Origin of the sequence: Weissella sp. MSCH1, assembly GCF_045799135.1 — a bacterium.
In the GTDB taxonomy this organism is placed as follows: domain Bacteria; phylum Bacillota; class Bacilli; order Lactobacillales; family Lactobacillaceae; genus Weissella.
This window is the reverse complement of the sequence record NZ_JBJMBA010000042.1, coordinates 121955-134254: the sequence shown is the minus strand read 5'-3', so window position 1 is coordinate 134254 and position 12300 is coordinate 121955. Positions and strand designations below refer to the sequence as shown.

The following is a 12300-nucleotide window of genomic DNA, read 5'->3' as shown; positions in this document are numbered from 1 at the left end:
GAATGACAAATTATCGTGAATTTGATCCAGAGTTGTGGGCAGCGATTGATCGTGAAAGCGACCGTCAAGAACACAATATTGAATTGATTGCATCTGAAAATATTGCATCAGCAGGTGTCCGTGCGGCACAAGGCAGTGTTTTGACAAATAAGTACGCTGAAGGTTATCCAGGTAAGCGTTACTACGGTGGTACAGAATACATTGACCAAGTTGAACAGTTGGCCATCGACCGGGCAAAGGAATTGTTTGGTGCTGAATACGCCAATGTGCAACCGCATTCAGGTTCGCAAGCGAATGCCGCTGTTTATGCGGCTTTGCTTGAGCATGGAGACCACGTGTTGGGGATGGACTTGAATGCTGGTGGTCACTTGACACACGGATCATCAGTTAACTTCTCGGGTAAGACTTACCAATTCCACTCATATGGATTGGATGAGAACGAGTTGATTGATTACGATCAAGTGCAAGCGTTGGCTAATGAGTTCCAGCCTAAGTTGATTGTGACGGGTGCGTCAGCATATTCACGATTCATTGACTTTGACCGCTTCCGTCAAATCGCCGATTCAGTTGGTGCTTATTTGATGGTCGATATGGCCCACATCGCCGGTTTAATTGCAGCCGGTGTTCACCCATCACCAGTTGGCATTGCAGATGTTGTGACCACGACGACACACAAGACGTTGCGTGGTCCACGTGGTGGTATGATTTTGGCCAAGGCTGAATTAGGCAAGAAGTTGAACTCAGCGGTCTTCCCAGGCACGCAAGGTGGTCCGTTGGAACACGTGATTGCTGGTAAGGCAGCTGCGTTCTACGAGGATATGCAACCTAGCTTCAAGGCATATGGTCAACAAATCGTGGCCAACGCTAAGGCAATGGCCGAAGTCTTCGAGCAATCTGATTTGGTCCGCGTTGTTTCTGGTGGCACGGATAACCACCTCTTTAACTTGGATTTGACTGCAACTGGTTTGACGGGTAAGGAAGCGCAAAACTTATTGGATAGTATTCACATTACGACTAATAAAGAAGCTATTCCAAATGAGCCACGTAGTCCGTTCATTACGTCAGGTATTCGCATCGGAACGCCAGCAATTACGACCCGCGGCTTCAAGGAGCACGAGGCGCGTCAAGTGGCCCACATGATTTTGCGTGCCTTTGAGAACCACGATAACCAAGAAGTCCTCGATTTGATTGCAGCGGAAGTTGTTGCATTGACGGATCAATTCCCATTGAGCGGAATTGAGCACGCGGAATAACATAACCTGTATAATAGAAGAAAATGAATTGGAGTAAATGACATGAGCAAGCTTACTGTTTTTGATCACCCATTGATTCAACACAAGCTAACGATTATTCGTGATAAGAATGTTGGAACGAAGGAGTTCCGCGAAATTGTTGATGAAATTGCATCATTGATGGCGTACGAAGTAACGCGTGATTTGCCAGTTGAAGATGTTGTTGTTGAAACACCAGTTGCCAAGACGACGCAAAAGGCGTTGGCTGGTAAGAAGTTGGCTATCGTGCCAATTTTGCGTGCCGGTTTGGGCATGGTCGACGGTATTATGAAGTTGATCCCAGCCGCTCGTATCGGTCACATCGGTATGTACCGTGATGAAGAATCATTGGAGCCAGTTGAATACTTCGTTAAGTTGCCAGAGGATATTGATCAACGTGAAGTGTTGGTTGTTGATCCAATGTTGGCCACTGGTGGTTCAGCAGTCATGGCGATTGATGCGTTGAAGAAGCGTGGCGCTACGAAGATTAAGTTGATTACGTTGGTTTCAGCCCCAATCGGTGTTGAGACAGTACAAAAGGCCCACCCTGACGTTGACGTGTACACGGCTGGTTTGGACGAAGGTTTGAACGAACACGGTTACATTGTCCCAGGTTTGGGTGATGCCGGTGACCGTTTGTTCGGTACTCACTAATTGTAAATTGAATAGTAGAGGCAGAGTGATTAATATCATTCAGCCTCTATTTTTGTTATTGTGGGTTAAGACGAAAGATATTGTCAGTGATGAAAAGGAGATACACATGAAAGTATTAGTTGTTGGTGCAAGTGGTCGTGTTGGTGAGGAATTGGTTAAGCAATTGGTAGCGGACGGCCGTGAAGTTGTTGCCGGTACACGTCATACTGACCAAGATTTTGGCGCTGCCGTAACGGTCAAGAACATTGACTTGTTGGCTGATGAAGCCACGCTAATTGGTGAGTTGCGTCCGTTGGCAGTTGATGCCATTTATTTTGTGGCTGGTTCACGCGGTAAGAATTTATTGCAAATCGACGCTTTTGGAGCAGTTAAGTTGGAAAACGCAGCCGAAGCCTTGGGCATTAAGCGCTTTATCATGTTGTCATCATGGAACGCGACGTCACCAGCTGAATGGGGTGAAGGATTGCGCGACTACAACATTGCCAAGTTCTTTGCCGATCGATGGTTGATGGATAATACCAAGTTGGACTACACTATCTTGCAACCGGGTTCATTGGTTGAAGAGCCTGCGACCGGGTTGGTTGCGCTTGACCCAACTGAGCCAGGTAAGAATGCCATTCCAAACGTTGCGGCTGTTTTGGCAGCGTTATTGCAAGCTGAGAATACGTACCGTCGGGTCATTACGATGCACGATGGGGAAGTTGCGATTCCAGATGCTTTGCGAGAATTAAAGTCAATTTAAACCAGCAAGTCAACTTTCTTTCTGTTAGAATGTAGGTAACGAAAAGAAAGTGAGAAATTGCACATATGGCAAACTTTAACGAATACGTGGCTGCGGCCGGTCAATTGTTGGTGATGGCAACGGCGGTTGATAATCAACCATCAACCCGTATCATGGGCTTTGCACAATCGACTGAAGCGCCTAATAAGTGGTACTTGGTAACTGACCCAGCTTCTGCCAAGGTTGCTGAATTGGATGCAAACAGTAAGGTTGCGTTTAATACGATGATGGGGGAGGGCGGTCGCCGAATCTCGTCAAACAAGGGAACACTGGTGCGCTCTGAAAAGGCGTGGGCCGATGTGAAGCACTATTTCGAAGACAATAAGGGCTTCATGGCCGGTCACCCAACGCCAGAACAAGAAATTATTTTGGAGTTGACGTTCCCGTCAGCACTGTTGGCGTCATTCGTTGAAGCGCCAGAAGTGATCGATTTTTAAGTAAAACGTTTAACACGAACGGAAGTGTTTACCAAGAGTTTTAACTACTATATACTAATAGACATAAAGAACGTCTTTAAGTTAGCCCAGCGAGACTAACAAGATCGACTAACGTACTATTGGGGTAGTAAGACTAACACAACCGCACGTTACAAGATTTAGCAGCTGGGATGATGAGTCATCTTGGCTGCTTTTGTTTTTAAAGGCGATGAAAGAGGAGTGTTATTATGGAAACGAAACGCGATGTGGTCCTAGACGTCAATGAACGGCCGGGCTTCTTGCAATGGATTGGGTTGTCATTGCAACACATGTTCTCAATGTTTGGGTCAACGGTGTTGGTGCCATTGTTGGTTGGTTTGAACCCCGGAATTGCGCTGTTTAGTTCAGGTGTGGGAACTTTGCTGCACATCTTGATTACGAAGCGTCAAATTCCAGCGTACATGGGGTCAAGTTTTGCCTTTATTATTCCGATGGTTGCCTTAATGAAAACAACTGGCTACCCTGGTGTGGCAACCGGTGTTATCTCGGTTGGTATTGTTTACTTGATCGTCGCCGCGATTGTGGCGTTCATCGGGACGAACTGGATTGAAAAGTTGTTGCCACCGATTGTGGTGGGGCCAATTATCATGGTCATCGGGCTGTCATTGTCATCATCTGCTGCACAATCAGCAACGTTGTTGAATGGCAAGTATGATATACGAGTCTTTGCAGTGGCGATGATCACGTTGGCTTTGACAATCATCTTCAATATGTTCCTTAAGGGCTTCTTGGGGTTGATTCCCATTTTGCTTGGTATTGTGGGTGGTTACATCTTTGCGATTTTGTTTGGGTTGGTTGATTTGGCACCAGTTGCACACGCGGCATGGTTTGCCTTGCCAGACTTTGATGTGCCATTTGTGGATTACAAGCCTGTAATGCATTGGGGCGCGATTATCGTGATGGCACCGCTAGCGTTGGTCACGATTACTGAACACTTGGGCCACTTGATGGTCTTGGATGATTTGACGGGTCGTGACTTCATGCGTAATCCTGGTTTGCACCGGACGTTGGCTGGTGATGGTACAGCCTCAATCTTCGCTGGTTTGGTCGGTGGACCATCAGTGACGTCATACGGTGAAAATATCGGTGTTATGGCGATTACCAAGGTTCACTCAGTGTACGTCTTGATTGGTGCGGCCGTCTTCGCCATTTTGTTCTCATTCGTGGGTAAGTTGTCAGCGTTGATTCAATCAATTCCCGGTGCTGTAACGGGTGGTGTCTCATTCTTGCTGTTTGGTGTTATCGCAGCTTCTGGTTTGCGTATCATCGTCGAAAACAAGATCGACTTCAACTTGAAGCGTAATTTGATGATTGCCTCATCAGTTTTGGTTATCGGAATTGGAAACGCATACTTGCAAGTCGGTCACGGTAATGACATTATCCAATTCTCAGGCGTAGCAATCGCGACAGTTTTGGGAATTATTCTGAATTTGGTTTTGCCACAAAAGGCAGCTTCTGAAAAGTAATAAATATTCAAGAATAGGCGACGGTGCGTAAAAGCAACGTCGCTTTTTATTTGTAAAAAATGGCACAAAAACGCTTAATGACGCGGGTTTGGCAAGTCAGAAAATATCAATTCTGGATATTAATATCAATTCATTCCTAATTGGAATGATTAAAACGGCGGTAAATGGGCCTTTTCTTAAATGGTTGCACATTTGGGACAAATTTGTTGAATGCTAAAGCGTTGAATTTCATTCCTAAAAGCGTAATATAGGGGGGTAAAAGTTTAACGGTCCTGTGTTCTGCGCATCGCCGCTCAATTATATTTAGAAAGGAAAGAGGTGGATTTCTGTGGGTGAGAAGACCGCAACCTTTAGCATTGCGGGGCTAACGTTCGACTGGAGCATTATCATTTCAACAACTGTGACATTCGCAATTGTTTTCTTCTTGGTATTTTGGATGTCTCGCAAGTTGGTTTTAAAGCCAGCTGGTAAGTCAAAGCAAAATTTCCTAGAATGGATTATCGATTTTACCAACGGTATTGTTGATGGATCGCTACCAAATCGAACTGGAACTAATTTAAAGTTCTTCGCATTCTCAATGTTCATGTTCATCTTCGTTGCGAACCAATTGGGTGTTGCCTTCGTGGTTAACTTCAATGACGTAACGTACTTGCGTTCACCAACGGCTAACCCGTTGGTAACGATGACCTTGGCATTGATTGCAATTGGAATGTCCCATTTCTTGGGTGTTCAAAAGCTCGGATTTAAGAACTACTTCAAGTCAGTTTACTTGAGTCCATTTAGCGCATTGCTGCCAATTAACATTATTGAGCAATTCACAAGTTTCTTAACATTGGGACTTCGTTTGTTCGGTAACATTTTTGCCGGTGAAATGGTCTTGTCTCTTCTTTGGGAATTGGCAAATGCAGCCGGTGTCGTATCATTCGTTCCAGCATTCTTGTTGACGATGATTTGGCAAGCATTCTCTTTGTTTGTCGGAAGTATTCAAGCTTATGTCTTTGTGACGTTGACTACGGTTTACGTATCAGAAAAGACTGAGATTGAAGAGTAATTGTTTTTTATCTAATCGGAGGATTAAAAAAATGGACGTTGCAACCATTGGTGTTGGTGTTGCTGCTGCTGGTGCCGCTATTGGTGCCGGAATTGGTAACGGTATTGTTATTTCAAGCATGATCTCAGGTATGGCTCGCCAACCTGAATTGGAAGGTAAGTTGCGTTCTAACATGTTCATCGGTGTTGGATTGGTCGAGGCCGTGCCTATCATCGCCATCGCCATTGCCTTCATGTTGTTGAGCAAGTAATAGTAACGCGGAGGCCAACTAATTATGATTAATCAAATTGTTCTAGCAGGTGCTAGCGAAGGGTTGGCTTTGGGTAACATGTTGTTTGTACTAGTGGCATTCCTAGTGTTGATGCTTCTTATTAAGAAGTTCGCCTGGGGTCCAGTAGTAAAGATGATGGAAAGCCGTGCGGAAAAGGTTTCTCGCGATTTGGACTCTGCTGAAGAGGCCCGCAAGCAAGCCGAAGCTGATGCAGCTGAGCGTTCAGCTCAATTGCAAACAGCACGTACTGAAGCAAACGGCATCATCACTGACGCTAAGACTGCTGCCGGTAAGCAACGTGATCAAATCGTTGCTGACGCGCATGCAGCTGCCCAAGCCACAAAGGATCAAGCTTCAGCTCAAATCGAGCAAGAGCGTGCCGAGGCTATGGCTGGTGTGAAGAATGATGTTGCTGAATTGTCAGTATCAATCGCACAAAAGATTATCCAAAAGGAACTAAAGTTAGATGATCAAAAGGCGTTGATTGACGCCTACATCGAAGGGTTAGGTAACAAGTAATGGCATTGGATCAAGCAACGATTGCTAAGCGATATGCCGTTGCTTTGTTCGAATTAACCCATGACCAAAACACGGATGCTGCGACTTTGGCTGAATTGACTGAAGTCCGCGCAGTATTGGTGGAAAACCCAGAATTGACGAAGGCCATTGAATCAATGCGTGTGCCTGAGTCGGCTAAGAAGCAAATGGTAGCAACGCTATCAGATGGGACTAGCCAAGTGGTAACTAACTTGCTTCAAATGGCGTATGATTACCGCCGTTTCAGCAACCTACCAGCGATTATTACGGCATACGAAGCTTTGGTTAACGAGGCTGAAGGTGTGGTATACGCAGAAGTTAAGACTGCCGTTGCATTGAGCGATGAACAAGCTGCCCGGATGACGGCGCAACTTGCAACTCGTTTTGATGCAAAGGAAGTTAAGTTGACACAATCTGTTGACGAAAACTTACTTGGTGGTGTTGTTGTGCGAGCTAACAACCAGATTTTGGATGGGTCATTAGCAACTAAGTTAGCTGCTATTCGTCAGAGTATCATCCGCTAGTAATCTGAAAATCTAGTAGAAATTGATGTTGTGTGTGATGAATAGACACACTTTAAAGAAAGAGGAACTGCTGAAATGAGCATCAAAGCTGAAGAAATCAGTTCACTCATCAAGAGCCAATTGGCCAACTATCAAGACGAATTGACTGTTCAAGAAACGGGTACTGTTACTTATGTTGGTGACGGTATTGCCCGTGTAACCGGTTTGGAGAATGCTCTTGCCGGTGAATTGGTCGAGTTTGAGAACGGCGTATTTGGTATGGCACAAAACCTTGAGTCTAATGATGTTGGTATCATTATCCTAGGTAAGTACGACGAGATTCGCGAAGGCGATACTGTTAAGCGCACTGGTCGTATCATGGAAGTGCCTGTTGGTGAGGGATTGATCGGACGTGTTGTTAACGCATTGGGTCAACCAATCGACGGAATGGGACCAATTAACTCGACGAGCACTCGTCCAGTTGAAGTAAAGGCCCCAGGAGTTATGGAGCGTAAGTCTGTTTTCGAGCCATTGCAAACTGGTTTGAAGGCCGTCGACGCCTTGGTTCCTATTGGTCGTGGACAACGTGAGTTGATCATCGGTGACCGTAAGACGGGTAAGACGTCTGTTGCCATCGACACGATCTTGAACCAAAAGGATCAAGACATGATCGTTATCTACGTGGCTATTGGACAAAAGGACTCAACTGTGCGTACGCAAGTTGAAACTTTGCGTCAAATGGGCGCTTTGGATTACACGATTGTTGTCTCAGCTGGTCCTTCAGAACCAGCCCCAATGTTGTACTTGGCACCTTATGCCGGAGCAGCAATGGGTGAAGAATTCATGTACAACGGCAAGCACGTCTTGATTGTGTACGATGATTTGTCAAAGCAAGCTACGGCTTACCGTGAGCTGTCATTGATTCTTCGTCGTCCTCCTGGACGTGAAGCTTACCCTGGTGACGTCTTCTACTTGCACTCACGTTTGCTAGAACGTGCGGCTAAGTTGTCAGACGAATTGGGTGGCGGTTCTATGACTGCTTTGCCAGTTATCGAAACGCAAGCGGGTGACGTTTCTGCGTACATCCCAACGAACGTTATCTCAATCACCGACGGACAAATCTTCTTGGATGCCGACCAATTCTACGCCGGCGTACGTCCTGCCATCGATGCCGGAACTTCTGTTTCACGTGTTGGTGGTGACGCCCAAATTAAGGCCATGAAGAAGGTTGCCGGAACGTTGCGTTTGGACTTGGCTTCATTTAAGGAGTTGGAGTCATTCGCACAATTCGGTTCTGACTTGGATGCGGCAACGCAAGCTAAGTTGGCCCGTGGTCGTCGTACTGTTGAGTTGTTGAAGCAACCATTGCACCAACCATTGCCAGTTGAAGAGCAAGTTTTGTCATTGTACGCCTTGACTCGTGGCTTTATGGATGACGTTGCAGTTGAAGATATCCAACGCTTCGAATCAGAATTGATCGCAGCTGTTCGTGCTTCACACAACGACTTGTTGCAAACGATTGTTGACACAAAGGATTTGCCTGATGCAGATGCTATGAACGCCGCTATTACGGAGTTCAAGGCAACCTTTGCGCCAAGTGCCCACTAATTAAGGGAGGGGCGATAAATGGCAGCTTCTTTGCAAGATATTCAACGCCGAATTGCCTCAACAAAAAAGACGCGACAAATCACGAGTGCCATGCAAATGGTTTCTACGGCTAAGTTGAGTCAAATTCAACGTCACGGTGGTTCATACACAACGTATGCTAACGCCTTGCACGACGTTGTGGCACACTTAGCTAATGCACACATCAACAATGTTTCAGGTACTTTACTTGAACAACGTGATGTGAAGAAGGTTGGCTTCTTGGTCATCTCTTCTGATCGTGGTTTGGTTGGTGGTTATAACTCAACGCTATTGAAGGGTATGATGGCAGTTATCGAAGAGCGTCAATTGACGCCTGACCAAGTGGTTATTTTGGCCGTTGGTGGTAACGCTTCAGACTTCTTCAAGAAGCGTGGCTTCAATGTTGCTTACGAGTACCGTGGTGTGTCTGACGTGCCTACCTTTAACGAGGTTCGCGAAATCGTTAAGACCGTTACGACAATGTACGACAACGAAGTCTTTGATGAGTTGACTGTTGCATACCAACACTTCGTATCACGTATTCAAAACGATCTTCGTTTGGAGAAGATGTTGCCAGTTACGACTGATGACATGGAACCAACTGAAGAAGGCGGTTTGAAGGCGGATTACGAAATGGATCCTTCTCCAGAACAAATCTTGGGTGTGGTTTTGCCACAATATGCTGAGAGCTTGGTCTATGGTGCTATCTTGGATGCCAAGACGGCTGAGCACGCGGCTTCGGCCAACGCGATGTCATCGGCAACTGATAACGCCAAGGAAGTGATTAACACGTTGGAGTTGCAATTCAACCGTGCGCGTCAAAGTGCGATTACGACGGAAATTACAGAAATTACAGGTGGTATGGCTGCCTTGGATTAGTCCAAGCGGCGTAACCCCTTTGAAATGAAGGAAGGAAACGACAATGAATACTGGACGTGTTGTTCAAGTCATTGGCCCAGTCGTCGACGTTGCCTTTCCATCAGGAACTCAAGTACCTGACATCAACAATGCTTTGATCATCGATAAGGGTGAGCAAGGTTCGTTGACGGTCGAAGTATCTTTGGCTTTGGGTGATGGTGTCGTTCGTACGATTGCCATGGACTCAACTGATGGTTTGCAACGTGGGATGGCCGTAGAGGACACTAATGCACCTATTAGTGTTCCAGTCGGTGAAGCTACGTTGGGACGTGTGTTCAACGTTTTGGGTAACCCCGTTGACGGTGGTGAAGCATTGGGTGAGGATGTTCCTCGTGACCCAATCCACCGTGACGCGCCTGCCTACGACCAATTGGCCACATCTACTGAAATCCTTGAAACTGGTATCAAGGTTATCGATTTGTTGGCACCTTACATCCGTGGTGGAAAGATCGGATTGTTCGGTGGTGCCGGAGTTGGTAAGACTGTTTTGATTCAAGAATTGATTCACAACATCGCACAAGGTCACAATGGTATTTCTGTCTTTACTGGTGTCGGGGAGCGTACCCGTGAAGGTAACGACATGTACCACGAAATGAAGGATTCAGGAGTTTTGAAGCAAACGGCCATGGTTTATGGTCAAATGAACGAGCCTCCTGGAGCACGTATGCGTGTTGCCTTGACTGGTTTGACAATTGCTGAGCACTTCCGTGATGTTAACGGACAAGATGTGTTGCTGTTTATCGACAACATCTTCCGTTTCACGCAAGCTGGTTCAGAGGTTTCAGCCTTGTTGGGACGTATCCCATCAGCCGTTGGTTACCAACCTACGTTGGCAACTGAAATGGGTCAATTGCAAGAACGTATTACGTCAACGCAAAAGGGTTCAGTTACATCTATCCAAGCCGTTTACGTGCCTGCCGATGACTATACTGACCCTGCTCCTGCTACGACATTTGCGCACTTGGATGCCACAACTAACTTGGAGCGTTCATTGACGCAACAAGGTATTTACCCAGCCGTGGATCCATTGGCTTCAACGTCAACTGCATTGACGCCTGAGATTGTTGGTCAAGAACACTACGAAGTTGCAACTGAAGTACAACGTACGTTGCAACGTTACCGTGAGTTGCAAGACATCATCTCAATCTTGGGTATGGATGAATTGTCAGATGAAGAGAAGACGATCGTTAACCGCGCTCGTCGTATTCAATTCTTCTTGTCACAACCATTCTCAGTTGCTGAGACGTTTACTGGTTTGAAGGGTGAGTACGTACCAGTTGCTGAAACTGTACGTAGCTTCAAGGAAATCTTGGAAGGTAAGTACGACCAATACCCTGAAGATGCCTTCCGTAACGTTGGTGTCATCGAACAAGTAGCTGATAAGGCTGCTACGATGGCTCAATAGTGAGGGCGCGCCATGAATGAACACAGCCTACATGTTAAGGTGGTAACGCCGAATGGTGTCGTGTTCGATTATGAGACTGCTACGTTAGTTGTGCTTAGCACGACTGGCGGTGAAGTGGGTGTCATGGCGAACCACGCACCAATTATTTCAGCTTTGAAGGTGAGCGAAGTGAAGATTGTTGACGAGGCCAATGGCGTTGAAGAACGTTTGGCTGTCAGCGGTGGTTTTGCTGAGTTCTCTTCAAACGTGTTGACTGTTGTGTCAGACGCCGCTGAGCGTGCTGCTGACATCGATGTGACACGTGCTGAGTCAGCTAAGGAACGTGCTGAGCGTCGCCTTGCTGAAGAAAGCTCAGTTCGTGATGTAGAACGTGCTCAGGTCGCTTTGTTGCGTGCCGTGAACCGTATCCACGTTGCGACTGGCAAGTAGTCAATCGACTAACTTTAAGGATCTCGAACAGAAATGTTCGGGGTCCTTTTTTGTTTCGGGTGGTAAACTAGTAACAGACAGAAAAAGCATGAAGGAGACAACTCATGAAATTAGGTGCGACTGTTGGCATTGGCGTCGTCGTAATTGGTTTGGTTGCCGGGGGCTTAGTGTATGCCCATCAGCAACATCCAACCACGTCAATTACCAAGTCTAGTCAACACACAAGCAAGCAAACCAAGTCGGCAACGACCAAGCCATATCCTGTGCAGGTGAAAGCCGGGTCAACTGAGGCGACGACGTTAATGGTTGTTAACAAAAAGCACCCGTTGCCAGCTGATTACAACCCATATAACGGTGGTTTGAGTCCTAAGACGAATCAGGCAAAGGATGAATTGATTAGTGCAATGAAGGCCGCTGGCTTTAACGTTGGGGATACGGTTTCCGGTTACCGGGCTTATGATTACCAGAAGACATTGTATGATGGTTATGTGGCTGGTCAGGGTCAAGCAGCGGCTGATTCCGTTTCGGCCCGACCTGGTTACTCAGAACACCAAACTGGCTTGGCGTTTGATTTGCGGAGTAGCACCGGTGGTTTGTTTGCGGAAGGTGGCTCTGACCCGGATGCTGCGCAATGGTTGCAAGATAATGCCTATAAGTATGGCTTGATTGTCCGTTATCCAGAAGATTTAACGACTTCAACCGGGTATGACCACGAAGAGTGGCACATGCGTTATGTTGGTAAGCGGGCAGCTGCGGTCATCACGAAGTACCATTTGTCATTGGAACAATACACAGGCAACGCTGGTGGCGACTACAATAAGTCAAAGTCAGCTGATATCCCAGCCCTCGAAGAATACAGCGCAACTTATAAAGACCGTCTGACCAAATAAAGGGAGTGTTAAGGACCTCTTA

General features: G+C 46.5%; 14 protein-coding genes. All 14 read left to right on the top strand.

Features of this window, described 5'->3' with window-relative positions:
• Positions 1-2: 2 nt before the first annotated feature.
• The 14 genes from glyA to ACJ28U_RS07805 all read left to right on the top strand — a co-directional run bounded on the left by glyA (position 3) and on the right by ACJ28U_RS07805 (position 12278).
• Positions 3-1253, top strand: a complete 1251-nt coding sequence (gene glyA / locus ACJ28U_RS07870; RefSeq protein ID WP_099088561.1) for a serine hydroxymethyltransferase — start codon at positions 3-5, stop codon at positions 1251-1253.
• A 42-nt stretch (positions 1254-1295) separates the two neighbouring features.
• Entirely contained in the window at positions 1296-1925 is a 630-nt protein-coding gene (gene upp / locus ACJ28U_RS07865; protein WP_407618890.1) for a uracil phosphoribosyltransferase, read from the top strand.
• A 106-nt stretch (positions 1926-2031) separates the two neighbouring features.
• Positions 2032-2667: an NAD(P)H-binding protein gene (locus ACJ28U_RS07860; RefSeq protein ID WP_407618889.1), complete on the top strand. Its 636-nt coding sequence runs from the start codon at positions 2032-2034 to the stop codon at positions 2665-2667.
• A 65-nt stretch (positions 2668-2732) separates the two neighbouring features.
• Positions 2733-3143 (top strand): pyridoxamine 5'-phosphate oxidase family protein, encoded by a 411-nt coding sequence (locus ACJ28U_RS07855; protein ID WP_407618888.1) that lies wholly within the window; start codon positions 2733-2735, stop codon positions 3141-3143.
• A 227-nt stretch (positions 3144-3370) separates the two neighbouring features.
• A complete protein-coding gene (locus ACJ28U_RS07850; protein ID WP_099088557.1) occupies positions 3371-4648 on the top strand; it encodes a solute carrier family 23 protein in 1278 nt (425 codons plus the stop codon).
• A gap of 328 nt (positions 4649-4976) precedes the next feature.
• On the top strand, positions 4977-5699 hold the full coding sequence (gene atpB / locus ACJ28U_RS07845; RefSeq protein WP_010369559.1) for a F0F1 ATP synthase subunit A: 723 nt from the start codon (positions 4977-4979) through the stop codon (positions 5697-5699).
• 31 nt (positions 5700-5730) lie between these two features.
• On the top strand, positions 5731-5949 hold the full coding sequence (gene atpE, locus ACJ28U_RS07840; protein WP_004560332.1) for a F0F1 ATP synthase subunit C: 219 nt from the start codon (positions 5731-5733) through the stop codon (positions 5947-5949).
• Between the two features lie 24 nt (positions 5950-5973).
• On the top strand, positions 5974-6489 hold the full coding sequence (gene atpF / locus ACJ28U_RS07835) for a F0F1 ATP synthase subunit B (protein ID WP_099088556.1): 516 nt from the start codon (positions 5974-5976) through the stop codon (positions 6487-6489).
• Positions 6489-7031: an ATP synthase F1 subunit delta gene (gene atpH / locus ACJ28U_RS07830; RefSeq protein ID WP_407618887.1), complete on the top strand. Its 543-nt coding sequence runs from the start codon at positions 6489-6491 to the stop codon at positions 7029-7031. Before atpF ends, atpH begins: the two co-directional genes overlap by 1 nt.
• 75 nt (positions 7032-7106) lie before the next feature.
• Entirely contained in the window at positions 7107-8618 is a 1512-nt protein-coding gene (gene atpA, locus ACJ28U_RS07825) for a F0F1 ATP synthase subunit alpha (protein ID WP_010369547.1), read from the top strand.
• Between the two features lie 18 nt (positions 8619-8636).
• Positions 8637-9515, top strand: a complete 879-nt coding sequence (locus tag ACJ28U_RS07820; protein ID WP_010369544.1) for a F0F1 ATP synthase subunit gamma — start codon at positions 8637-8639, stop codon at positions 9513-9515.
• A 43-nt stretch (positions 9516-9558) separates the two neighbouring features.
• Complete coding sequence (gene atpD / locus ACJ28U_RS07815; RefSeq protein WP_010369540.1) at positions 9559-10959, top strand: F0F1 ATP synthase subunit beta; 1401 nt, start codon at positions 9559-9561, stop codon at positions 10957-10959.
• Positions 10960-10971: 12 nt separating this feature from the next.
• Entirely contained in the window at positions 10972-11388 is a 417-nt protein-coding gene (locus ACJ28U_RS07810) for a F0F1 ATP synthase subunit epsilon (protein ID WP_010369537.1), read from the top strand.
• Positions 11389-11492: 104 nt separating this feature from the next.
• The gene (locus ACJ28U_RS07805) at positions 11493-12278 is read left to right on the top strand and encodes a M15 family metallopeptidase (RefSeq protein WP_010369534.1); all 786 of its coding nucleotides are present in this window, start codon (positions 11493-11495) and stop codon (positions 12276-12278) included.
• The last annotated feature ends 22 nt before the right edge of the window (positions 12279-12300 follow it).

Coding starts and splice junctions, on each gene's coding strand:
- ACJ28U_RS07850 (WP_099088557.1), top strand. CDS start 3,371: ATGGAAACGAAACGCGATGTGGTCCTAGACGTCAATGAACGGCCGGGC.
- upp (WP_407618890.1), top strand. CDS start 1,296: ATGAGCAAGCTTACTGTTTTTGATCACCCATTGATTCAACACAAGCTA.
- atpA (WP_010369547.1), top strand. CDS start 7,107: ATGAGCATCAAAGCTGAAGAAATCAGTTCACTCATCAAGAGCCAATTG.
- atpH (WP_407618887.1), top strand. CDS start 6,489: ATGGCATTGGATCAAGCAACGATTGCTAAGCGATATGCCGTTGCTTTG.
- ACJ28U_RS07855 (WP_407618888.1), top strand. CDS start 2,733: ATGGCAAACTTTAACGAATACGTGGCTGCGGCCGGTCAATTGTTGGTG.
- glyA (WP_099088561.1), top strand. CDS start 3: ATGACAAATTATCGTGAATTTGATCCAGAGTTGTGGGCAGCGATTGAT.
- atpD (WP_010369540.1), top strand. CDS start 9,559: ATGAATACTGGACGTGTTGTTCAAGTCATTGGCCCAGTCGTCGACGTT.
- ACJ28U_RS07805 (WP_010369534.1), top strand. CDS start 11,493: ATGAAATTAGGTGCGACTGTTGGCATTGGCGTCGTCGTAATTGGTTTG.
- atpF (WP_099088556.1), top strand. CDS start 5,974: ATGATTAATCAAATTGTTCTAGCAGGTGCTAGCGAAGGGTTGGCTTTG.
- ACJ28U_RS07860 (WP_407618889.1), top strand. CDS start 2,032: ATGAAAGTATTAGTTGTTGGTGCAAGTGGTCGTGTTGGTGAGGAATTG.
- ACJ28U_RS07820 (WP_010369544.1), top strand. CDS start 8,637: ATGGCAGCTTCTTTGCAAGATATTCAACGCCGAATTGCCTCAACAAAA.
- atpE (WP_004560332.1), top strand. CDS start 5,731: ATGGACGTTGCAACCATTGGTGTTGGTGTTGCTGCTGCTGGTGCCGCT.
- ACJ28U_RS07810 (WP_010369537.1), top strand. CDS start 10,972: ATGAATGAACACAGCCTACATGTTAAGGTGGTAACGCCGAATGGTGTC.